Source organism: Candidatus Desulfovibrio trichonymphae (assembly GCF_002355955.1).
GTDB classification, from domain to species: domain Bacteria; phylum Desulfobacterota; class Desulfovibrionia; order Desulfovibrionales; family Desulfovibrionaceae; genus Desulfovibrio; species Desulfovibrio trichonymphae.
Genome location: NZ_AP017368.1, coordinates 958,125 through 980,580, shown reverse-complemented (window position 1 = coordinate 980,580; position 22,456 = coordinate 958,125). Strand labels below are relative to the sequence as shown.

Annotated in this window: 22 protein-coding genes, 2 tRNA genes and 2 pseudogenes; 10 read left to right on the top strand and 16 right to left on the bottom strand. The window is 54.0% G+C overall.

Going from position 1 to position 22,456, the window contains the following annotated elements; genetic code table 11:
* Positions 1 to 36: 36 nt before the first annotated feature.
* The 14 genes and pseudogenes from RSDT_RS04690 to RSDT_RS07450 form a co-directional block, all read right to left on the bottom strand.
* The gene (locus RSDT_RS04690) at positions 37 to 633 is read right to left on the bottom strand and encodes a ComF family protein (RefSeq protein ID WP_096399753.1); all 597 of its coding nucleotides are present in this window, start codon (positions 631 to 633) and stop codon (positions 37 to 39) included.
* A gap of 167 nt (positions 634 to 800) precedes the next feature.
* Entirely contained in the window at positions 801 to 1,409 is a 609-nt protein-coding gene (locus tag RSDT_RS04685) for a flavodoxin family protein (RefSeq protein WP_096399752.1), read from the bottom strand.
* On the bottom strand, positions 1,406 to 2,032 hold the full coding sequence (locus tag RSDT_RS04680; RefSeq protein WP_096399751.1) for an MBL fold metallo-hydrolase: 627 nt from the start codon (positions 2,030 to 2,032) through the stop codon (positions 1,406 to 1,408). Before RSDT_RS04680 ends, RSDT_RS04685 begins: the two co-directional genes overlap by 4 nt.
* 1,696 nt (positions 2,033 to 3,728) lie before the next feature.
* Positions 3,729 to 4,154: a vWA domain-containing protein gene (locus tag RSDT_RS04675; protein WP_096399750.1), complete on the bottom strand. Its 426-nt coding sequence runs from the start codon at positions 4,152 to 4,154 to the stop codon at positions 3,729 to 3,731.
* Positions 4,155 to 4,246: 92 nt separating this feature from the next.
* Positions 4,247 to 4,450: a VWA domain-containing protein gene (locus RSDT_RS04670; protein ID WP_096399749.1), complete on the bottom strand. Its 204-nt coding sequence runs from the start codon at positions 4,448 to 4,450 to the stop codon at positions 4,247 to 4,249.
* A gap of 125 nt (positions 4,451 to 4,575) precedes the next feature.
* On the bottom strand, positions 4,576 to 4,710 hold the full coding sequence (locus tag RSDT_RS07695) for a hypothetical protein (RefSeq protein WP_269457525.1): 135 nt from the start codon (positions 4,708 to 4,710) through the stop codon (positions 4,576 to 4,578).
* The gene (locus RSDT_RS04665; protein WP_408606721.1) at positions 4,707 to 4,997 is read right to left on the bottom strand and encodes a VIT domain-containing protein; all 291 of its coding nucleotides are present in this window, start codon (positions 4,995 to 4,997) and stop codon (positions 4,707 to 4,709) included. Before RSDT_RS04665 ends, RSDT_RS07695 begins: the two co-directional genes overlap by 4 nt.
* Before the next feature lie 36 nt (positions 4,998 to 5,033).
* Entirely contained in the window at positions 5,034 to 5,474 is a 441-nt protein-coding gene (locus RSDT_RS04660; protein ID WP_096399747.1) for a MerR family transcriptional regulator, read from the bottom strand.
* 280 nt (positions 5,475 to 5,754) lie between these two features.
* Positions 5,755 to 7,107: a phosphoglucosamine mutase gene (glmM, locus tag RSDT_RS04655; protein WP_096400538.1), complete on the bottom strand. Its 1,353-nt coding sequence runs from the start codon at positions 7,105 to 7,107 to the stop codon at positions 5,755 to 5,757.
* A 2-nt stretch (positions 7,108 to 7,109) separates the two neighbouring features.
* Entirely contained in the window at positions 7,110 to 8,093 is a 984-nt protein-coding gene (locus RSDT_RS04650; protein WP_145954811.1) for a CdaR family protein, read from the bottom strand.
* Entirely contained in the window at positions 8,080 to 8,814 is a 735-nt protein-coding gene (cdaA, locus tag RSDT_RS04645; protein WP_096399746.1) for a diadenylate cyclase CdaA, read from the bottom strand. The genes RSDT_RS04650 and cdaA overlap by 14 nt, the downstream gene beginning before the upstream one ends.
* Entirely contained in the window at positions 8,807 to 9,715 is a 909-nt protein-coding gene (folP, locus tag RSDT_RS04640; protein ID WP_408606693.1) for a dihydropteroate synthase, read from the bottom strand. Before folP ends, cdaA begins: the two co-directional genes overlap by 8 nt.
* Positions 9,716 to 9,759: 44 nt before the next feature.
* Positions 9,760 to 11,685, bottom strand: coding sequence for an ATP-dependent zinc metalloprotease FtsH (ftsH, locus tag RSDT_RS04635; RefSeq protein WP_096399745.1), 1,926 nt, complete (start codon positions 11,683 to 11,685; stop codon positions 9,760 to 9,762).
* Positions 11,686 to 11,767: 82 nt separating this feature from the next.
* A pseudogene (locus RSDT_RS07450) lies at positions 11,768 to 12,020 on the bottom strand (IS1595 family transposase); the annotation flags it as partial.
* A 192-nt stretch (positions 12,021 to 12,212) separates the two neighbouring features.
* On the opposite strand from RSDT_RS07450, the gene RSDT_RS04630 reads away from it, so the two are divergent.
* The 7 genes and pseudogenes from RSDT_RS04630 to RSDT_RS07890 form a co-directional block, all read left to right on the top strand.
* Positions 12,213 to 14,252, top strand: coding sequence for an Rne/Rng family ribonuclease (locus RSDT_RS04630; protein WP_231941791.1), 2,040 nt, complete (start codon positions 12,213 to 12,215; stop codon positions 14,250 to 14,252).
* A gap of 394 nt (positions 14,253 to 14,646) precedes the next feature.
* Entirely contained in the window at positions 14,647 to 15,003 is a 357-nt protein-coding gene (gene yajC, locus RSDT_RS04625) for a preprotein translocase subunit YajC (RefSeq protein ID WP_096399744.1), read from the top strand.
* A gap of 34 nt (positions 15,004 to 15,037) precedes the next feature.
* On the top strand, positions 15,038 to 16,621 hold the full coding sequence (secD, locus tag RSDT_RS04620) for a protein translocase subunit SecD (protein ID WP_408606692.1): 1,584 nt from the start codon (positions 15,038 to 15,040) through the stop codon (positions 16,619 to 16,621).
* Positions 16,622 to 16,636: 15 nt separating this feature from the next.
* Complete coding sequence (gene secF / locus RSDT_RS04615) at positions 16,637 to 17,740, top strand: protein translocase subunit SecF (protein WP_096399743.1); 1,104 nt, start codon at positions 16,637 to 16,639, stop codon at positions 17,738 to 17,740.
* Between the two features lie 183 nt (positions 17,741 to 17,923).
* Positions 17,924 to 18,520: an epoxyqueuosine reductase QueH gene (locus RSDT_RS04610; RefSeq protein WP_408606691.1), complete on the top strand. Its 597-nt coding sequence runs from the start codon at positions 17,924 to 17,926 to the stop codon at positions 18,518 to 18,520.
* A 61-nt stretch (positions 18,521 to 18,581) separates the two neighbouring features.
* A tRNA-Asn gene (locus tag RSDT_RS04605) sits at positions 18,582 to 18,657 on the top strand.
* A gap of 251 nt (positions 18,658 to 18,908) precedes the next feature.
* Positions 18,909 to 19,091, top strand: a pseudogene (locus RSDT_RS07890) (Arm DNA-binding domain-containing protein); the annotation flags it as partial.
* Between the two features lie 13 nt (positions 19,092 to 19,104).
* Here the strand turns inward: RSDT_RS07890 and RSDT_RS07445 are convergent.
* Positions 19,105 to 19,398 (bottom strand): hypothetical protein, encoded by a 294-nt coding sequence (locus RSDT_RS07445; RefSeq protein ID WP_231941790.1) that lies wholly within the window; start codon positions 19,396 to 19,398, stop codon positions 19,105 to 19,107.
* A gap of 90 nt (positions 19,399 to 19,488) precedes the next feature.
* Here RSDT_RS07445 and RSDT_RS04595 point away from each other — a divergent pair, with 90 nt between their 5' ends.
* Both RSDT_RS04595 and RSDT_RS04590 read left to right on the top strand, forming a co-directional pair.
* Positions 19,489 to 19,920: a tyrosine-type recombinase/integrase gene (locus RSDT_RS04595; protein WP_145954810.1), complete on the top strand. Its 432-nt coding sequence runs from the start codon at positions 19,489 to 19,491 to the stop codon at positions 19,918 to 19,920.
* Positions 19,920 to 20,111, top strand: coding sequence for a hypothetical protein (locus tag RSDT_RS04590; RefSeq protein WP_096399739.1), 192 nt, complete (start codon positions 19,920 to 19,922; stop codon positions 20,109 to 20,111). Before RSDT_RS04595 ends, RSDT_RS04590 begins: the two co-directional genes overlap by 1 nt.
* 113 nt (positions 20,112 to 20,224) lie before the next feature.
* Here RSDT_RS04590 and RSDT_RS04585 read toward each other — a convergent pair.
* Positions 20,225 to 20,317: transfer RNA gene (locus tag RSDT_RS04585), tRNA-Ser, on the bottom strand.
* 351 nt (positions 20,318 to 20,668) lie between these two features.
* Between RSDT_RS04585 and RSDT_RS04580 the strand changes: the two genes are divergently transcribed.
* On the top strand, positions 20,669 to 22,294 hold the full coding sequence (locus RSDT_RS04580) for an outer membrane homotrimeric porin (RefSeq protein ID WP_096399738.1): 1,626 nt from the start codon (positions 20,669 to 20,671) through the stop codon (positions 22,292 to 22,294).
* Positions 22,295 to 22,456 lie beyond the last annotated feature (162 nt).

Here is a 22,456-nt window from a genome sequence, read left to right as displayed (position 1 = left end):
AGCGAAGTTGCATACTAGCAGAATTGCGCTGTCCTGTCAGCTGTGCAGGGGCGTTCTGGCCACAATGAGAACATATATTCCCTGCGCGCCGGCAGCGCACAGGGCGTGCGCTGCCGCCGACAGGGTAATGCCTGTTGTCATCACGTCGTCAATAAGCCAGACGCGCATATCCTTCGCTGCCGCTGGGGCGTGAAATGCATGGCGTTTGTTGCGTCGGCGTTCAGCGGCGGAGAGGCCTGTTTGCGGAATATGCGGCGCACGGCGGCGCAGCAGTTCCGTTTGCAGGGGGATGCCGGAAAATTTGTGCAGGGCCTTTGCCAGCTCGTGGGCCTGATTGAATCCACGTCTGCGCAGATGCACGGGATGCTGCGGCACGGCCGTCAGCGCGTCCGGCCGCGGCAGACAGCAGGAGGCTTCAAGCAGGCAGGCGCCGAGCAGGGGCGCTAAAAACAGCGCGCCGTCGAATTTGAGTCTGAGCAGCGCGTCGCGTAGTGTGCTCTGATAGAGGCCGTATGCGGCAATGCTATCCCAGGATGGCGGATTTTGCCGGCAGAAGGCGCACGGCACCGGGTCTGTTTGTAAGGGCAACGCGGGCCTTTGTAGGGCGTGAACAGGATGGAGCACTGCGGGCACAACGGCGCCGCAACGCCGGCCGGGCCGTTTTTCGGCGCATCAAGCGCATTTGAGGGGGCCGCCGGCGTGAATGGAGCGAGACAGTTTGCGCAACGCGTTTGTCCGAGTCCCATATTGCGCCACAAAAGACGCAGTCTGTTTGGAATCATGTCCGTAGCTGTGATGGATTATGTATTTTCGCGCATCCCGGCCGCCCACTGCCCCCAGTTGCGGCCAAGATCGCGCAGACAGGCGCAGGCCCGCCTGCGCCGCAAAAGATCCTTGGGGTCTTCAAGGCCGCGCAGCAAGCGCGTTTGTCGCAATTCAGCCCCAAGCGCGCGCAGAAAATATCCGAGCGTAAGCAGGGAGCCGCTAAACAGTCGTCTGCCGTGTTTTCTGCCTGCCGTCAGCGCTGCGACAACGGCGTTCTGCCGCTGCTGCGGACTCTGTCCCCGCGCGGCCCAAAAACGCTGGCTTCTGTCAATGAAGGCCTTGAAATGGGACGGCAGGGCATAAAAATAGACGGGCGCGGCAATGAAAACAAGCGGCGCGCTCCGCAGCAGGGCAAAGATCTCTTCCGTCTGGTCCGGCCGGCAGGCGGTTGGTGCCGCAATCCGGCACGAATGCGGCGGCGGCGCGCACTTTCTGCACCCGGTGCATGGCAGTATGCTGTAGTCGCGCAAGGCGACAGGCCGCATGCCGACGCCTGCCTCTGCCGCGCCTTCGGCAAAAATGCGAGCTGCAGTGTCGCTCACGCCTCCAGGCCTTGGGCTGCACAAAAGTGTTACAGCGCTCATTGGGCGTAGTCGCCGCAGAAGGGATTATTGACGCGTTCATCGCCGATTGTTGTTGCGGGACCGTGACCGGGAAAAACTTTTGTTTCTGTCGGCAGCGTGAAGAGCTTTTCGTGAATGGAACGCAGCAGGGTTGCGTGGTCTCCGCCGGGGAAATCCGTACGTCCTATGGAACGGTAAAAGAGCGTGTCGCCGGTAAAAACGAGTTTTTGTTCCGGAAAATACAGGGAAACCCCGCCCGGCGTATGCCCTGGCGTTTCAAGAATCTCGCAGTCCATGCCGCCGAAGGATCCCCGTCCGTCCGGCAACGGCAGGCTTTCAAAGGGGTCTACAAGGGGGAAACCCCATATCCCGCCTCGGGCTGATTCTGTCTCAGCAAGAGCGCCGTCGCCCGCAGGCGCGTGCACGGGCTGTTTGGTTGCCGCGGCAAGCGCCGCCACGCCGTAAAGGTGGTCAAAATGCAGATGGGTCAGACATATTGCGGCCAGCGGCAACCTGTGTTCGGCAAGCCAGGCGATCATTCCTTCAGGCTGGCCGCCGACATCAACGGCAACGGCCTGACTTTCATTGTGGAGAATGTAGCTGTTTGTCTCCAGCGGTCCGAGGGGAAAGGCGGCGACAGGCATGGTTTTCCTCTTTCAATTATGATTGATTAACTGTGCACTTATGGTATACGAGCGCGCGCCAGCGGGCAAGAGGCCGACCGGCCGGGTAGTGGGTCAGTTTGAAATAAAATAATTTGCGGTCTACTTTTACAGGTAGTCGCGGTGGTGGAAGCAGCGCGCTGGCTGGTAGCGGCTTCAGCTTCAATGATTTTCAGGGCTGTATTAAAACGTATGCAATAGTGAAAAGGAAAAAGTGAACGGATGCTTATAGAGCACTTTCTTACTAAGATCAACATATCCTATATGCTGATATGATACTATCTCTTTGTCTTTCCATTTCTCGCGTTGCATCATCTATAGTTTGCAGCTTATTACCGTATTGAGACTTAGGCTTTTTCGCACTATTATTTTGTGTTCTTGTATTGGATGAATTGGTATTCTCCTTACTGCTTGGCTCACCCTTTGATTTTAAAATTTGCACACATTTACTATTATCGGTTTACCATACCAACTTTTTTATTATATTTAGATATTACAGAAAACGAAAAATTTTTACATTCATTCTTATCAGAAAATGTACTACAACGTGGGCAGCGGTACTCCAGAATTTTACTAAGAGTGGTACTCGTTTTATTATTCTCTTGAGTGTCGTGATATTGCGTTGCTTCAGGCGTCGTTGCTGTGGCACTGACAGAATATTAACAACTGGCTTGTTCCACCCGTCATCATAAAGGGGTAACAGATTTTTTTTAAAAAAGCAACAAGTTGTTCCGTTCAAAATCGCGCTGTGGCGAATCCACAGCCAACGGCAGCAGACAACATAGACAGCGTAAACTGCATTTTTCATTCTGTCAAATCAGTTAGCCAGTTAGCGCTATCAATACTGACGCACAAGTATGCTAAGTAAAAAATCTTGGTATACGTAAAAACGCTATTCGCCAGTCCGTGAGTGGGCGTTACGTAGCGCGTGGTCGTCATTCCTACAATGGTCAAAATGCGATGTTATTTCCTTGATTACAGATGCTTTTACAACAGCATCCACAGCATCCACTGTGCGCAACTGCTCCCGTAAAAGTTTTGCCGCTTGGCGACATGGCGTTACTATATTTTTCAAGCGATCAATCAGGCCAATCAAGAACAATTACCCAGACCTGCTCAGAAGCTATGCCCTCCTGTACACTGATGTGCACAACAAATTCCGCTATATCACTGCCAGCAGTGTGCATTTCAATCTGTCGGACAGCCCCTGCATAAAATCAGCGCCTGCCAGCACCGCGTTATTCAGGCAGTTGAGAACATCACAAAGTGATTCTAGGCCAACCTGACTAGTTAATGAATCAGAATGTTTTCTTATATCGCTCAGTATTTCATTCCTGCTAAAAAAGGCGGGGGTGTCAAAATCTTCCTCAAAATCACATCTCGTTGCTATAGTTGCGGTCACTGTCCCAACGCCACCCCATCCGGCGGCAAGCATTTGCGGCACCTGTTGTAGAGCGGGCAGCCCCTCAACCTTCTTATCTTCACGGACATGCACTAAATAAAAACAGATTACTGTGCCTACTTACCAATTGATATTTCAGGGCAAGAGCTACCGCTTCCTGCGTGGTGCCAGCGATCAGCATCTGTTTTGCTCCGCCAAGTCTGGCTATGTCTTTATTTGTAGACTGACTGAGAGTTTCCGGTTTGGCAATGCCCTTATTCCCGTCACTTTTCCATGTTAGTTCGGGAACATATTCGGATTTTTTGGAAAATTTTGCAGAAATATGCAGCGTTTCACCGTCATATACCGGAGGGGCACGGGAGACTGCCAGAGAGGGTTTTGTCCCCAATCTACCTGCAAATCAATGCTCTTTGCACCGCGCATTCTGTGAAATATGCGTATGGTGGCTTCCGCAATATTTTCATTGGGTGCAACCAATTCACAGGCTCCGCCCGTTTTTTCAGCCAGATCGCGCAAAAGACTTTCAGCCGGGGAGCTTCCAACACCAACAGCAAAAATACGTTGTCCAGAATTCAGGCTTGCCCGGACAACGCCGTCCACGTCCCATACTTCCCCATCGGTAATAAGCAGCACACTGGGTACAGCCTCTTTGCCCTCCGGCGGAGCAATGTCTTTGAATGTGGCAAGCAGGGCATTTCCCATCTCCGTGCCCTCTCAAATCAGCGTCAGTATTCTCAACTGCTAGGGACAGTTTATGAATGGTTTCCGTTGAGCAGACGCACAATTGCCTGATCTCATGCCGCACATCCAAGCGCATATTTTGCCGATTCGATGCTGTTGCCGCTCATGGAACCGGAACAGTCCACCAGTATTTTTAACAACAAAGGTGCATCCTTCGCTGGCAACTCAGGGAAAAAACTGGCAAGCACCATATATTCGTCACTATCGGGGGCAATTTTGGCAAAGGACTGTCCGGTTAGGCCGTCAAGGTTCAGCACAAAATCACGATCCAGACAAAATCACGATCCAGCACGGCGTTGGATTCCAGAAAAACTGTCATGCCTTCCTCTGATGCCTCTGTTCTGATTTTGTGACTTGGCGAATGCACAGTGCTCTTTGCAATCTAGCCCAACAAATCAACCTTGAGGGTCAAGGGATACTCCGCCAGCAGGTCAACGCTGTCTGACTCATGCGGTGACAGACCACCTTGCCGGTGTGCGTCGCCATAGCGTGGAGCGATGACAGTGGGGATGCTCAACCGAACCCGGCCTTGTTCAAAGCGGAGCAAATGGGCATAGCTGTATACAGACCAGTAGTGGACTGTTCCACTTCATACTGTTGGTGGGCTTTCTTTTTTTCAATCACTGTAGCCTGCAAACGTTTTCCGGCAATGTCTACATCCATGCCCATAAGCGTTGCTCCCCATGCTAACGGGAAGGTGTAGAGCATCTCCAAATTTTTTCCTGTTTCATTGCAATAGCGCTGTTGTGCTGTCATGCTCAACATGAGTCCGTCAAGCCGGCCTTCCATGTGAACTGATTGCAGAGCAACTGCCCCTCCCCGCTGTTTCCATGTCCCTTTTTACATCTCATATTCATTCCCTGCCTTTTTTGTGTATGTTACCCCAGACGATACCCTACTTGCTGTCTCCATAGCTTCCCTGACAAAAGTCCTTACTTGTTCCGGTGTCATGCCCGCTTCTTCCGGTGAAATTTGTATCTCTATACCGGGAGCGACATAAAGATGGCTGCGCACTTCAACCGATCCGGGATGACGCTTACGGGGAGAAACAGGAGATTTTTCTCCCGCCAATACCTCACGTATGCGTTCCAGCGATACTCCCGCTTCAGACAGCTTTTTGATTTGGAGAAGCTGCCCAAGATGTGTGCCGGTGTAATGAGCTGCCCTGCCGTCACCGATAGGACGGGAAAGTAAGCCCAACTGGATATAGTACCTCGCCGTTCTTTTGCTGCAATCGGTGAGGGTACACAGTTCGTCTAATGTGAAAACTTTATTGCTCATAATGGCAGTCCGTACTGTCAGAGGTTGGTATAAGCTCTGTAGTTTTGCATACAGTATATATTAACAGTTATACTGTCAATATAAAGTGGCAAAAAAATCGGCGAGAGCATCGCCTTGCTCCATGTCAGCGGTAAACAGAGCAGCTACCGTGGCTGCTCTGTTGTCAGATTTTCTATGGGAAATTTGATGTAATTCTCAATAAGCGGGTGCGGTCAAGATTTTTGGGGAGTGAATGAGTGTACTTCTATAATTTTTTAGATTATATCATAGGGTTAAGTGTCTAGCACAGCTCCCGAACAACCACTTTGGCCAGTTGCGCGGCGTACTCCTTGACCTTGTCTTCGTCTTCTCCCTCCACCATGATGCGGCAAAGTGCCTCAGTTCCGGAATAACGCAAAAGCACCCTGCCACGACCGGCGAGCGCCTTGTCCACCTGCGCCACGGCCTTGCCTATGGCGGGGCGCTCTTCAAAGGGCAGACGTTTTTCCACCCGCACATTCACCAGTTCCTGCGGGAGGAGCGTCAACAAACCGGCGAGTTCAGAAAGAGGTTTTTCTTTTTCACGCATAATGCGCAAAATCTGCAGGGCAGCCAGCAAGCCGTCGCCCGTAGTGCTGTAACGGCGAAAAATCAAATGGCCGGACTGTTCGCCGCCAAGCATCGCGTCTTCACGGCGCATGGCCTCAACCACATAACGGTCGCCCACTGTAGTGCGCAAAAGCTTTCCGCCGTGCTCGTCCATAAAAATTTCCAATGCCATATTGCTCATAACCGTGGACACCAGCAGATTGCCCGGCAACTCGCCGCGTGCCATCATGGACTGCGCGCAGATTGCCATAAGCTGATCACCGTCAATAACTGCGCCGTGTTCATCCACGACAATCAGGCGATCAGCATCTCCGTCGAGCGCCAGCCCTACATCAGCGCGCACTTCACGCACTTTGGCAGCCACCACATCCGGAACAAGCGACCCGCAGTGATCATTGATGTTGACGCCGTTTGGCTCTGTTCCCAGACGGAAAACTTCAGCTCCAAGCTCTTCTAGGGCAAGCGGGGCAACCTTGTAGCTCGCGCCGTTGGCGCAATCCACCACGACGCGCATGCCGGAGAGGGTAAGGTGGGCCGGGAAGGAACTCTTGATGTAGACAATATACCGGCCGCCGGCGTCTTCAATTTTTGTGGCCCGCCCGGCATAGCGTGCGTCCGGCCAGGACCAGGCCATGTCCGTATTGAGCACCATCTCGGCGATTTCATTTTCGATCTGATCCGAGAGCTTGTAGCCGTCCGCGTCAAAAAATTTGATGCCGTTGTCGTAGAAAGGGTTGTGGGAGGCGGAAATCACCACGCCGAGGTCGGCCCGCATGCTGCGCGTGAGAAAGGAAATGGCCGGCGTCGGCAAAGGTCCCGTCATGATGACGTGCATGCCGGCCGCGCACAGGCCGGATGTGAGCGCGGATTCAAACATATAGCCGGAAAGCCGCGTGTCTTTGCCTATCACCACCTTATGGGGCGCCGTCCAGCGCCTGAAACGCATCCCGGCGGCAATGCCAAGACGCAAAGCCACGTCCACGGTCATGGGGGCGGCGTTGACCGTACCGCGCAGGCCGTCTGTGCCGAAAAAGCGTTCAGCCACCATCACTCTCCTCCGCCGGCAGAATGCTCATCAGCATCAACGTTTCCTGCCATTGGGTTGATATTTTTACGGACTATCATAACTTGTTCCGCCGGCGGATTCAAGAGCGTCATCCCTGCGGGCAAACGAAAACGCAGGTCAGCCTTGGCTTTTTGCCCCGGTTCAATCGACGGCGGCACAACGTTGACATCTAATTGCCCGAGGTAACTTGTATTTTTGCTCAATGCCTCCGGCACTTCCACAAGCACGGTTATTACTGTCGGGCTGATGTCATAAAGCTGGCTGTTTTCCGTAAACAGGTTTACCTTGCACTGGCGCAAAAGTACGGTGCGTCCGCTCGTTATGGTGTACCGCACCTGTACGGAAGAAGGCACCGCTGTAACCAGGCTCGGCGTATCAAGGACGATGTTTTTACTCACCGTGTCGCCCGTAGCCTGGGGATCAAGCATGATGGTCAGCGGCAGGCTGGAAATGGCCGAAACAACCCTCTCAGGCCCGCGCAGAAGAACAGAGGCCGGCGTCACGCTGACGTTGCCCACCGTCAGGGCTCCGTTGCGCAGGGGCGAATTCAGAATGGGGCGCAATGGCACGCTGCGTTCAGTCAAATTGTCCGCATTGATCACAATGCGCGTAGGTTGAATGTCTACAATCTCAAATGCCCGGAAGCTCGGCCCCATCGTGTCGCTGCTCAGAGGCACAACGGTAACGCCCTTCTTGATGGAGGCAATGTTTACAGCCCGAACCAGCCGTTGCTGGGTGACGGAACGCAACAGGATTTCAGGACCGCGAAGACGCACGACAACCTTGCTGATCAAGCCGTCTGTGACGACAAGGCCCGGTGGAATGCCGAAATAATCTATACTCACCTCAACCTGGGCTTCCAGCCTTTCGCGCACGCTCACCACATACCATAAGCAGATAGCCGTAAGAACGGCGACAACCAGTGAAAACAGATGGGGCAACTGCGGGTGTCTAAAAAATGTCATTGAGTTTCTGCCTCAAACGTGTGGCGTCTTGGGTGAGCAGCAGCTCGCCCCGTATGGCCAGCGAAATTTCGCCGCGTTCTTCTGAAACAACCACAGCTGCCGCGTCGCTCTCTTTCGTGATGCCCAGGGCGGCGCGGTGGCGTGTGCCGAAGCTCTGCCCCTTGGCTACGGCCAGAGGCAGAATGCAGGCTGCGGCCATGATCCGCCCGGCGCTGATAATCACAGCGCCGTCGTGCAGAGGAGCTTTGGGATGAAAAATATTCATCAGCAAACGGCGTGAGAGCTGGGCGTCCACACGCACACCCTCGCGTTCAATCATGTCGCCAAGGCGCATGCTGCGCTCAATAACAATAAGCGCTCCCACACGCAGACGCGCCATCTCCTGACAGGCCATGACAACTTCTTCTATGCCGCCCTGCTGAAGTTCATGCCGCTTGAAGAGTCGATGCATGCCGATTTCTCCGAGCGCCTGCCGTATGTCCCCCTGGAAGATGACCACAATAAGAATAAACAGGGAGCCGAAGACATGTTGTAAAAGCCAAGTAAGCGTATACAGTCCCAAGGAGCTGGACATAAAATACAAAAGCGTCAAAAGTCCAAGACCCGTCAGCACAGCAAAAGCGCGTGAACCGCGCACAAGCTGGATAACTTGATACAGTAGCGCACTGACAAGGGCGATGTCGAAAAGATCGCGCCAGCCAAAGACGAGAGAATCAAACACGGCCGCATTCCCTCTCAGGCGGTCGCAACGCAGCTGCCAGAACAAGACTGCGGCGGGTGGCGGTCACATCGTGCACACGGTGCCAAAACACGCCCCTGCTCCAGAGCAGGGCGGTGGCCACCTGCGTGGCAGCGCCGCGCGCGGCTGTGGGAAGATACAGCAGGTCGCCGAAAACAGACTTCATGGACAAAGCTGCAAGCACCGGCCTGCCGAAAGAAAGCCAGTCTTCAGGATGGGCCAGTAATGCCGTATTGTGGGCAAGTGTTTTGCCAAAGCCTATACCGGGGTCAAGCGCAATACGGTCCTCAGGCAGACCAGCCCCTGTCAGACGCGTCAGTTCGCGTTCAAAAAACGTCGTGACCTCACGGCGCACGTTGTCATAACGCGGATTGTGCTGCATGTTTTTTGGGCATCCCCGGCTGTGCATGAGCACATAGCCTGGCTTGTATTGAACAAGCACATCCAACAGCTCCGGGTCAAACGCACAGGCGGAAATGTCGTTAACAACGGTCGCGCCCAGATCAAGTGCGGCGGCGGCTGTGCCCGCGTGATAGGTGTCAACCGAAACCGTAATGTCCGGGGTTGTCCGGCGTAGGGCGGCCAGTACGGGCAACAGGCGGGACTGTTCTTCCCTCGGCGCAAGTTCTTTAGCCCCCGGTTTTGTTGTCTCGGCCCCGATGTCCACAATGTCCGCGCCCTCGGCGACAAGGCGTAAAGCGTGGGCGATGCCGGCCTCAGCTGTTGCGTGCGCACCGCCGTCGTAAAAAGAATCTGGCGTCAGATTGACAATGCCCATGACCCCGAAGGGGGCTGACGGCGTGAGCAAACGCCCCCTGCGCGCATGCCATCCTGTGTTTTTTTCCGCTTCATCCGACCCGGCCGATGTTTCTGTCCGTGACATTGCCGCCTTTCCTCTCGCCCGCTGCTCGCCACGCACAAGACACATTACTTCGGCTTGTCAGTCGTCTCTTTGCCGGCGGCATCCGGCTCCAGTGCAAAATCACCCGCTTTTGCGTCGCTTCCGTCCGTTCCTCCATCCTGGTTCTGTGCAGGTTTTTTGTCGTTTGTTTCAAGGGGCGGCAATTCCCGGTTGTTCATAAGCATGTCAAGTTCGTCGCCGCTTAAGGTTTCACGTTCAAGCAGAGCCGCAGCAATGCGGTGCAGCATTCCCGCATTTTTTTCCAAAAGCACGCGGCAACGGCCGTGGGCTTCTTCCACAATACTTTTGACTTCAGCGTCCACAAGACGGGCCGTGTCTTCGCTGTAGTTTTTGTTTTGTACCCATTCACGGCCGATAAAAACCTCTTCACCGGTTTCGCCGACGGCAATCGTGCCGATAACTTCGCTCATGCCCCACTCGCAAACCATTTTGCGCGCCATGCGCGTGACGCGCTCAATATCATTGGATGCGCCTGTGGTGATGTCGTCAAAAACCAGCTCTTCAGCCACGCGTCCGCCGAGCAGCACAACAAGATTATTGCGCAGGAACGTGCGCGAATAGCCGTGGCGGTCTTCTTCCGGTAACTGCATGGTGACGCCCAGAGCCCGTCCGCGCGGAATAATCGTGACTTTGTGCACAGGGTCGGAACCGGGCAGCAGCCGCGCCGCCAGAGCGTGCCCGCCCTCGTGATAGGCGGTGATACGTTTTTCTTTTTCTGAAAGAATCAGGCTGCGCCGCTCCCGCCCCATGAGCATCTTGTCTTTGGCGTATTCAAAATCGCGCAAGTCGAGCGCGTCCTGATTGAGCTTGGCGGCCTGCAGCGCCGCTTCATTTACCAGATTTTCCAGATCGGCGCCGGAAAAGCCTGGCGTGCCGCGGGCCAGCACGTCCAGATCAACACTTTCATCAATCGGCGTGCGTTTTGTGTGCACCTGCAGGATACGCTTGCGGCCGCGCAAATCCGGCGTGGGCACCACAACCTGCCTGTCAAAGCGTCCTGGCCGCAGCAGGGCAGGGTCAAGCACATCCGGCCTGTTGGTAGCGGATATCAGAATCACGCCCTCGTTACTTTCAAAACCGTCCATTTCCACCAGCAGCTGATTGAGGGTCTGCTCGCGTTCGTCGTGGCCGCCGCCTAGGCCCGCGCCGCGTTGGCGGCCAACGGCGTCAATTTCATCAATAAAAATTAGACATGGCGCGTTTTTTTTGCCCTGCACAAAAAGATCCCGCACGCGCGACGCGCCGACGCCTACAAACATTTCTACAAAATCAGAGCCGGAAATGGAAAAAAACGGCACGCCGGCCTCACCTGCCACAGCGCGCGCCAGAAGAGTTTTACCGGTGCCTGGCGGGCCCACCAGCAAAACGCCCTTGGGAATGCGCCCGCCAAGGCGTGTGAATTTTTTAGGGTTTGACAGAAATTCAACAACTTCAGAAAGCTCGTCTTTGGCTTCGTCCACGCCGGCCACGTCTTCAAAGGTCACGCGCGCGCTGTCCTGATTGAGCATGCGCGCTCGGGAACGGCCGAAGCTCATGGCCTTGCCCCCGCCACCCTGCATCTGGCGCATAAAAAAAACCCACACGCCGATCAGCAGCAACATTGGGAACCAAGAGACCAGCAAAGTCATATACCAGGGCTGCTCTTCCGGCGGCTCCGCCTTGATCTCCACTTTTTTTTCAATAAGTCTGGCTACAAGGCCGATATCCTGTGGAGCATAGGTCTGTATGCTTCTGCCGTCGGTGGTTTTGCCTGTGAGAGTGTGCCCCTGAATTGTTACGGACAAAAGCTGCCCGTCGTTGATCTTGGCTAAAAATTCCGTATAGGACACCCGCTGCACATTGCTCTGCGTCTGCTCAAATGTATTAAAAAGCATAACCATCGCCAGGACGATGATCGCCCAAAGCATCAGGTTGCGGCTAAATTGGTTCAATATTGCCTCCTAAACATGCGTATTCGGATATTACGGCAGAAAACTATCCTTTGTACCGCGTCGGTGTCAAATACGTCTGCAGACCGCCATCCACCAGGCCGCCACAGCCCTTCATCCATCGGAATGAATGGCACTTTCCGGAGATATTTTTCTCCGGATGATTCCTTGGTGCGTTTTTGCCGGACAGTCAGTGACAAGTTTGAAACACAACCGTTGAACCGTTGCACTCATAAATTCCGAAAATGGGCTGTTTGAGCGAACCACGGCCACTTTTACGGGGCAGGCACGGCTGTGTGCGCGAGTTGGCCGAAGAAACTTTCATTATGCTGCATCAGTATGGCATGCCATAGCGCATCAAGCAATACACATGCTTGCATATTTTTCAAAAAAACGTATTCTGCGCCATACAGGTTGGGCATGTCTGCGGCGAGAGCTTTTGCAGTTACCGCACTGCTGTGCTTTTGTTTGACACCCGGCCAAAAAATTTTCGCGGCACCCTGATGCGGTTGCCGCTCAAAAGGATTTCCATGACAATAGAACAGGATTTCTCTGCGGCTGCCGCGGGCAATGCCGCGCCTGCCCAAAAACGACGCCGGGTGTCCCGCGTCCGCAAAACAACCCCCTCTGATGCCACGATAAGTGCGGACAATATGTTAGGCGCGGACAAGCCGGCGTCTTCTTCCTATGGCCTGGGGCGACGCCGCGCAAGTCGCGCAAAAAAGCCCCGGCCTGATAATGAAGCGACGCCGTCTGTCGTGTCTGACGCTGTACCAGTTTCCATGTCTGCCGCCGAAGACAATGCGGAGGAGGCAGCTGTTCCTGCTGCGGAGGGAGGAACACCCCGGCGCAAAAGCCGGCGCGGACAGCGCGGGGGCAGGGGGCGTAATCGTAAAAAAAGTCAGACGGCCGCGAACGAGACTGAGGATGAAAAAGCAGAGGCAGGCGTCGTTTCTGTTGTGGCTGAGGATGCCGGCGAGGTGCCGAAAAATGACGCCGCTGATACTGGGCGGGATACGTCCGCCAGTGCGGGAGGCAAAAGCGGTGGATCCGGCAAGACCGCAGCTGAAGGAGGAGAAAAGGCCACGGTGCGCGCTGTTGCGGCCAAAGCCAAGGTTGGTGTGGCAGTACAGCGGTGTATGTTTATCAGTGTGATGTCTGGGGAGCAGGTGGAAGTGGCCCTGACGGAAGAAGGCGTTGTGCTGGAATATTATTTGGAAATGTTGCATCAGCGCAAAATCAAGGGCAATATTTACAAGGGTATTGTGCAGAATATAGACACGAATCTTCAGGCCGCGTTTGTGAATTACGGCGCCGGCAAGAACGGTTTTTTGCAGATAGACGAAATTCATCCCGAATACTGGCAGGCCCATTATGAGGCCGCAAGTGGCAATAAATTCCCGCCCATTCAAAAAGTGATCAAAGTCGGCCAGGATGTGCTGGTGCAGGTTGTCAAGGAACCTACAGGCAACAAGGGAGCTTTTTTAACTACCTGGCTTTCCCTGGCCGGGCGTTTTCTTGTGCTTACGCCGGGGCAGGAACAGACAGGCGTTTCGCGCAAGGTCGACAGTGAAGATGAACGCGTCCGTTTGCGTGAGCTGATAAGCGATATGTATCCCGGCTCCGGTCTCGGTGTGATTGTGCGCACGGTGAGCGCGGGTGCCACCAAGACGACGCTGAAAAGCGATTTGCAATACTTGAAACGCCTCTGGCGCGACATCCGCAAAAAGGCCACGGAAGTTGCAACGCCCGCTCTGGTGCATCAAGAACCGGGCCTCTCCGAGCGCGCCGTGCGGGATTATCTGACTGATGATGTGGGCGAAATTTGGCTTGACAATGAAGACACAGCTCAGGCTGTGCGCGATACAGTCACGCTGCTTTTCCCACGCAGAAAAGATCTGGTGCGTGTTTACAGTGATGCGCGTCAGCCGCTGTGGGAGCGGTTTAATCTGCGCCGTCAGCTTGATCAAATATATTCGCGTGAAGTTGTGCTGCCTTCGGGCGGGCGGCTTGTTTTTGACCAGACAGAAGCCATGATGGCCATTGACATCAATTCCGGAAAAATTTCCGGCAAGGCCAACTTTGAGGACATGGCTTACAAAACCAACATTGAAGCCGCGGAGACGATTGCCAGACAGCTCAAATTGCGGGATGTGGGCGGGCAGGTAGTGATTGATTTCATTGAAATGCGTGAGAAAAAGCATGTCTTGGAAGTGGAAAAAATTTTGCGCCATGCGATGAAGAACGATCGTGCCAGACACGATGTGGGGAATATCAGCTCGTTTGGCCTGCTGGAACTGGTGCGCCAGCGCACAGGCTCTTCCGCGCTTGCCATCACGATGGAGCCCTGCCACGCCTGCGGCGGCACAGGGCAGCGCCGCAATCTGGAATGGCAGGCGCTTCAGGCCCTGCGTGATCTGCGCCGCGCATTACGGATGGAAAGCGGCGAAAAGTGCCTTTTTGCAACCTCTCTGGAATTAGCCCTGTATCTGCTTAATCATAAACGCGACACCCTGCGCGAAATGGAGCAGGACTATGGGAAATGCCTGGAAATCACCTCGCGTTCCTAATGTCTAATTATTAAATTTCGAGCTTTATTTTTAAGCTGATTACCCTTGGCTCCACGCTTTCTCCATACAAAACAAAAGCTTTGCGGTTTTGTTGTAAGCGGAGATAAAGCGTTCCATACGAACGGCAAGTTCTTCCATGCTCCTGAAGTTCTTCTTGCGCAAAGGCTTTCGGGATAAAAACCGAATCATGTTGAGCCGGCTTGCGCTTGTCGGCGTGTAAGGAACAGTTCACGGTCATGGCATTTATTCAATTGGCTGCAAGATGTTTCATGCGTGACTGCCTGCGGAGGCCGGACAACTGTGAATCACAAACAGGCTTGCAAATCGGCGCGACAAAGAATAAAATATTAAATTGTTCTTTAATCACTAAAACAGTTCCTCATGGAGGTACGCTTTGTTTGACTCCGTCGCTTTTGCCATGGGTACGCCCCAGACCGGCGCCGCTCCCGCAAGCGGCACAGATATGCTGATGCAGTTTTTGCCGCTGATCCTGATGTTCGTCATTTTCTGGTTTCTGCTTATCCGCCCCCAGCAGAAACGCGCCAAAGCGCACAAACAGATGCTGGCGGAACTCAAACGCGGCGATTACGTTCAGACGGGCAGTGGGCTCATTGGCCGTATTCTGGAAATTGATGAAGAAAAGGCGCGGCTGGAATGCGGCAAAGCCGAACTCCTTATTGCCCGCGGGGCAATCGGCGCGCGGATGCCTGACAAAGGCGGAAGGTCAGCCGGAACGGAAGAGAAGAACTAACATGGGCTGTCGCCCTGTTTGTCGCGAAAGGTAAATGATGGCTTTGCGCTGGCGTTTGTCCATAGTGCTGCTTGTCTTTGTATTGTGCCTTGTGTACGCCCTGCAGAACGTCACGGCTCCCGGCACTCTGCTGGAACGCATTTTGCCGTCCTGCAGAATAAATCTCGGGCTTGATCTCAAGGGCGGCATCCACCTGACGCTCGGCGTGGAAGTGGACAGGGCAGTGAGCAACTCTCTGGCGCTTACCGGGCAGGATATGCGTCGTCTTGCGCAGGAAGAAAAAATTGTGATCCTGCGTCCGCGCGTTGTGGGCGGCGACGCTCTGGAATTTCTGCTGCCGCGCGCAGCAGATGAACAAAAACTCAAAGAACTGCTGCTCAGGCATTTTACACAGCTTGCCGTCAATGAGCCCCAAAAGGGAGATTCCGGCCAGTTGCGTTATGTCGCCCGTTTTACGTCAGCGGAAGTGTCGCGTCTGGAAAATCTGGCTCTCGACCAAGCATTGCGCACCATTCGCAACCGTATCGATCAGTTCGGCGTTGCGGAACCGGACATACGCAAGCAGGCCGGCAACCGCATCCAGGTGCAATTGCCCGGCATTTCCGACCCGCGCCGCGCAGTGGAACTGCTTAGGCAGACGGCGCATCTGGAATTTTATCTGGTGCGTGACGATGTGGACCCCGGCAAACCCGTGCTGCCCACAGGCGTTACCGTCCTGCCGCAGCTTGAGAAAACGGCGGGCCAGCAGCAACCGGAAAGCCGCATTGTTGTGGAGAAAGACGTCATGCTCACCGGCGAGGACGTGGCTGACGCCCGCCCCGCCTTTGACCGAATGAACAAAGCGTATGTGACGCTCAGCTTCAACAGCCGCGGCGCGCGCGTTTTTGAACAGATCACCGGCGAAAACGTGGGCAGGCGCATGGCTATTGTGCTGGACGGCAAAGTCTGTTCCGCTCCGGTCATTCGCGAACGCATCGGCGGCGGCAGAGCCAGCATTTCAGGAAATTTCACCACGGAAGAAGCCCAGGATCTGGCCATTGTGCTGCGCGCCGGATCCCTGCCCGCCCCCACCACAGTGCTGGAAGAACGCAGCGTGGGTCCCTCTCTGGGGCAAGAATCCATTGACGGCGGCATTAGGGCCGCTGTTGCGGGTGCGGCCGCCGTCGCGCTTTTTATGGCGATCTATTACGGCATAAGCGGCGTTATTGCCGACGCGATGCTCTGCTTTACCATGCTCATGATTGTAGCCGGTCTGACAGCCTTCGGCGCCACCCTGACTTTGCCGGGCATAGCCGGCATTGTGCTGACCATAGGCATGGCTGTTGACGCCAATGTGCTTATTTACGAACGCATTCGAGAAGAGCTGCGTATCGGCTTTACCCCACTGGCGGCAGTGAAGGCGGGCTTTGACCGCGCCGCTATTTCCATTACCGATTCAAACCTGACCACCATCATCGCCACGATCATTTTATACCAGTTCGGCACCGGGCCCATACGGGGCTTCGCGGTGACGCTCTCCCTCGGGATCATTGCTTCCATGTTTACGGCCATCTTTGTCTCGCGCGTTGTTTTTGAAGAATGGGCGCGCTGTTGCGGTTCCAAGGGTCTGAGCATTTAGCGCCGGGAATACAATATGGCTTTCGCATTCATCAAACACGATACACGCATAGATTTTATCGGCAAGCGATATTGGTCGTACGCCATCTCCATTGCGCTGATTCTTGTCGGGCTGGCCTCTGTACTATGGGGCAGCGGCGTCAAAATGGGCATTGATTTTGCCGGCGGTCTTATTGTGCAGGTGCAATTTCAAGAGCCTGTGGACGACGAGACTCTGAAAAAAAATCTGGATATGTTCGCCCTGCAAGGCATTTCCACGCAGCGTTTCGGCGAGGGAGGACGCGATTATCTCTTGCGTTTTTCCAGTCTGGAAAATGCCGACGCGTCCGCGCTGCGCACACAGATGACCCAGACACTTGCAATGGCCTTTCCCGACAATCCGGCGCAGATACAGCGTCTAGAAATTGTGGGCCCTAAAATAGGCGTCGATCTTACAAACAAGGCTCTGGCCGCGCTCTATTACTCCATTTTATTGATTGCCGTCTATATTTCCGGCCGCTTTGAACAGCGCTGGATGGCCGCGGCAATCATGGCTGCAGCGTTGTGGGGCGGCATGTACCTGATGAGCTTTACCGGCCTCGGCATGGGCGCACTTGTGCTGGTCGCTCTCGGCATCACACTTGTCGTCTGCTTTTTTCTCAAGCTCAACTTTGCTCTGGGGGCTGTGGTGGGCCTTCTGCACGATGTTTTTATCACCACCGGTCTGCTGTCCATCCTGAATGTGGAAATTGACCTGAACGTCATGGCCGCTCTGATGACATTGATAGGTTACTCGCTCAATGACACCATCATTGTCTATGACCGGCTGCGCGAAAATCTGCGTTTAAACGACACACTGACGCTCGACGCTCTTATCAACAAAAGCGTCAACCAAACGCTCTCGCGCACTATTCTCACCAGCGGAACAACATTGCTCGCCACTCTTGCCCTGCTGTTGCTCGGCGGCGGGGTGATACACGATTTTGCGCTCACCATGCTCATCGGCGTCTTCATAGGCACTGGCTCATCCATCTATGTGGCTTCGGCCATTCTGCTTTCGCTGGGCGACACGGACTTCTACCGCAATCTTCAGTCAAAGAAAAAAATTTACGAACGCCCCGATGAACACGGCGTAGTGTAACCCCGACAAAAATCCGCTGACCGGCGCACGGTGCTTTCCCCTTTGAAGCAATTGGAAAAGCCTTGAAATCAGTTGCCGCGGCCGACACATGTGGATGGCTTGAAACCTGTCGATATTTTCAACAGCAAAATGCTTAGGCACGAATATCATAATAATTGAAATTTTAGCAATTAGACACTAGCCGTGGCACCTGTCCCCAGAAACAAGGGAAGCAACAGCCTGTTGCTTCACGCCTGTTGTGGGCCGTGTGCCGTTATGCCCATTGTGCGTCTTTTGGACGAAGGTTTCAGTGTGACGGCATGGTTTATGAATCCCAACATTCAGCCGCTGACAGAATACCTGCGCCGGCGTGACGCGGCGCTGAAGGCCGCCGCGTTGCTGCATGTGGATATCATCTGCGCGGACGAAACTTGGGACATCACGCTCTGGCTGCGTGGCGTGGTCGGACGGGACACAAAGCTCGGACGTTGCGTTTTTTGTTGTGAAAGCCGTATCGCTGCCGCCTTTGCCAAAGCTTCTGAACTGGATTTTGATTGTGTGAGCAGTTCTCTCCTGTATTCTCGCTACCAGCCGCACGACTGCATTGCGGCGGCGGGCAGACGCATGGATGAGGAACATCCTGCAGGGCCTCGCTTTGTCTATCGTGATTTTCGTAACGACTGGCAGGACGGCATAGCGCTATCGAAAAGGTTGGGGCTGTACCGTCAGGCGTATTGCGGTTGCGTGTACAGCGAGGCGGAACGCTACGAGAAACGCCTTGCCGTGCTCGTGACGCGATGATGCCATTTTTTACTTGACCTCTGGGGTGTTTTTTCGTATAAGGTGATTTGCCATTATGCATTCCCCGATAGCTCAATTGGCAGAGCGGGTGACTGTTAATCACTAGGTTGGCGGTTCAAGTCCGTCTCGGGGAGCCAAAGAGATTTCCAAACAAGGCCGTTAATGTCCAAAAGCATTAACAGCCTTAGCTTTTATATCATCTTATAGTTCTTCACGTCTTTTATTGTTCGCTGACTGCCGCTTGCTTTTATGGTATTTCATAGGGCATATTGAGCCTTGAGGGCTTGAACGCCTGAAAACGAATACCATAAGGCTACCATCATGGCGACAAAAGCAGTTACCGACATAACGATCCAGAACTTGAAGCCCAAGGACAAGCTTTACAAGTTTGCCGTTGGCCGGGGGGCTGTATATTGCCGTAACGCCGATAGGCGGCAAGCTCTGGCGCTGGAATTATTCCTTCGGGCCGATAGGGCAGAACGGAAGGCGGCTGCGCAATCAGAAAACCCTGTCCATAGGCCCATACCCCTTTGTGAGCCTTGCAGATGCCCGTAGGAAGCACTTTGAAGCAAAGGGTATGCTTCTCACGGCATTGATCCAAGCGCGGCAAAAAAACAGGAACAGGCCGCAGCCGAACAGCGCGACGCTGAAAACATATTTAAGGCCGTGGCGCTGGAATAGTTCAAGACACATTCCAGAGATATTGCCGAGCAGAACGCGCATAAAAAGAAGCGGTTTTTCGACGCCGTTCTTTTCCCGTCCATAGGGGCAAAGCCTGTAAAGGACATTGTGCCCGCCGCATATTCCATGCTGTTCAGGATGCCCTGGACAAAGGGCACCTTGAAACGGCGCACAGGCAGGTTGGGCTTGTCCGCCAAGTTTTGGAATATGCTTTTATCAAGGGGCTTGTGCCATTTAACATCGGGGCGCGTATATCAGCGGCACTGCCGCCTGTAAGGGTAAAACACATGGCGGCGATCACCGAACCGGCAAAGATCGGCCGACTTTTGCGGGACATTGACGGGTATGGCGGAACGTCTGTTGCCATTGCCTATTTTTTTAAAATCCTGCCGTATGTATTCACGCGGCCTTCCGAATTGCGCCTTGCGGAATGGACTGAAATAGACTTTGACCAAAAGCTGTGGACTGTCCCGGCCGGCGGCTCAAAAACACGCAAGCTTTCTGAGCAACCCCTGCTTGTGCCCCTGGCGCGTCAGGTTGAGGGCATGTTCCGGGAACTGCGCCAAGTTACAGCTGACAGTCGATATTGTTTCCCGTCCACAAGAGGAAAGTCGCGGGTCATAAGCAACGAGGGGGCATTGGCGGCGGCGCAGTCTTGGATACAGCAAGGAAGAATTAAGCCTGCACGGAATGAGAACAACCGCCAGCACGCGCCTTAATGAAAGCTTCAATATTCTGCCCGGATGTGATTGAAGCGCAGTTGGCGCACAAGGGCAGGGACGCTGTGCGGGCCATCTATAACAGGTCTGAATACTTTGATGAACGGCGCGGGGCCATGCAGACCTGGGCCGACTACCTGGACGGCTTGCGGGAGGAAGAATTAACCCTGAAACGGATAAGGCAAACGTAACCAGCATTTTCGTTTAGCAAAGAATTTTTTAAAAGTTTCGGACAGGTCACTTTCGATATTCCCTTGATTTTCAGGAGATATTTGACTTGTCTGAGCTCGGCTGGATTAACTTCTGGCGGAGAGGGTGGGATTCGAACCCACGTATCGGGACTAACCGATAACCCGATTTCGAGTCGGGCGCGTTACGGCCGCTTCGCTACCTCTCCAGAAAAGACGGGATAAGGCAATGCTGCTGTGGGAACGCTGTTGGGTAACTCATTTTTACGGCAATGGCAATACCGTTGCAGGATACGCAAAGTCGCTAGGCGTTAGGACACGGAGCATCTGTTGTTCAGGTGGGAACGGCTGGTGAGGTTTTTGTTCAATTTTTTAAAAATGAATTTTAATTTTCTTGATATGCCCTCGTCTCCATGACATGGTTGTTGTCGTGTATTCATGTTAAACATATGCGCTGAGATTTTTTATTGCTGCCTTTTTATATCTCGTGTTACTTGTCAGGTCTCAGTTCACCTTACAGCAACAAAACAAACAAGTAATAAACAAATAAAGAGGATTCTATGGAAGCAAAGCAAAGGAGCAGACTGAAAATATGTAAAAAATGCTGCCTGACCATTCTGCTCGCGGCGGGGCTGTTGCTCAGCGCGGCAGGCGGCGCAAAGGCCGTTGATTTTCAGGCCAAAGGCGGATGGCTCATGGGTTTCGGCGTCAACGGCGGTCTGGGCGAGAACAGTTTCATAAACAAAGTTCGCAATAATGGCGGCAGCAAAACTAAAGCAAACACTCAGGACACCTTTGCTGCGGCACAGCGCATACGCCTTCAGTTGGACGCAGTTGCCTCGGAAGCACTCTCCGGCACGGTGTTTTTTGAAATCGGCGACACGACCTGGGGGCAGAATGCGACAGGAGGTGCGCTCGGCGCGGACAGAACCAGTGTTATTGAACTTAAAAACGCCTATCTTGACTGGCAGATCCCCAAGACGCAACTGCGCACGCGCATGGGCATTCAGGGCATAGCCCTGCCCAACACGGCCGGCGGTTCCGCTATCATGGACGCTGACTCGGCCGGCATTGTGGCCTCGTATCAGTTTAACGACAATGTTGGTCTTACAGCGCTGTGGATGCGCCCTGTCAACGGCAATTTTGCCGGATGGACTGACGGCGCGGATAGAGCACAGGGCAACAATTATCTTGATAATATTGACCTTATCGCCTTAACCCTGCCGCTCAAGGTTGACTGCGTCGAATTCACGCCTTGGGTCATGTACGGCATGATGGGCAAAAACGTCCTGGAAGGCTATGGCGACGGCAGTTATCCCTCACGTTATGCAAATGCCAATCCCTCCAGTTGGTCCACCGTGGACGGCAATCTTGCCTTCACGCTGAACAGCCTCTACCCAGGTTTCAATGCTCCCAACGGTCTCGGCAGCACAAGCAAGGCCTACGGCAGCATGTTCTTTGCGGGCCTGCCGCTCGCCGTCGCAGTATGGGATCCGCTGAATATTGAGATTGACCTTAACTACGGCTATGTGGAAGCCATGGGCCGCTACGACGTGGCGCGCTACGGCGATGTTGCCGACATCATGCGCGCCAGCACCCGGCGTCAGGGCTGGCTCGCCAAGGCCCTTATTGAATACAAAACGGACTGGGGCACGCCGGGCATTTTCGGCTGGTATGCTTCCGGCGACGACGGCGACGTGAAAAACGGCTCGGAACGCCTGCCAACTATTGCCGGCGCTGCCAATTTCACCTCCTTCATGGGCGACGGTAATCTGGGGTGGGTGCCGGGCGCGTGGTATGACCTCGACTTGTCGTACGCCGGTACATGGGGTCTCGGCATGCAGCTCAAAAACATGAGCTTTGTGGAAAATCTCACCCACACTTTCCGCATCGCTTACTGGAACGGCACCAACAGCCCGTCCCTGGTCAAGTACATGAGTGGCGCCACAGCCTGGACACAGGGAACAGGCGCTCAGGACGGCCCATATTTGACCACCAACGACGGCTTGCTGGAATTCAACCTGGTGAATTCCATGACAATATATGAAAACCTTGAGGCCAACCTGGAACTCGGCTATATTGCCAACATGGTGGACGACGGCACATGGAAACGCAACTGGACAGGCGACTCCTATGAAAAACAGGACGCATGGAAAGCGCAACTCGTATTTGCATATAGGTTTTAACGCATAAATCCCATCTCAACACACAAATGGGAGCGAAAAAACAGTTTTCGCTCCCATTTGTGTCTCCGAATTGACCCATTCCCGCGGCCGACATGTGCCCGCCCAGGCGGCGGTTTCACCGTGTGTTTTTTGGCATGACGGACACAGCAGTCTGCCCATCTT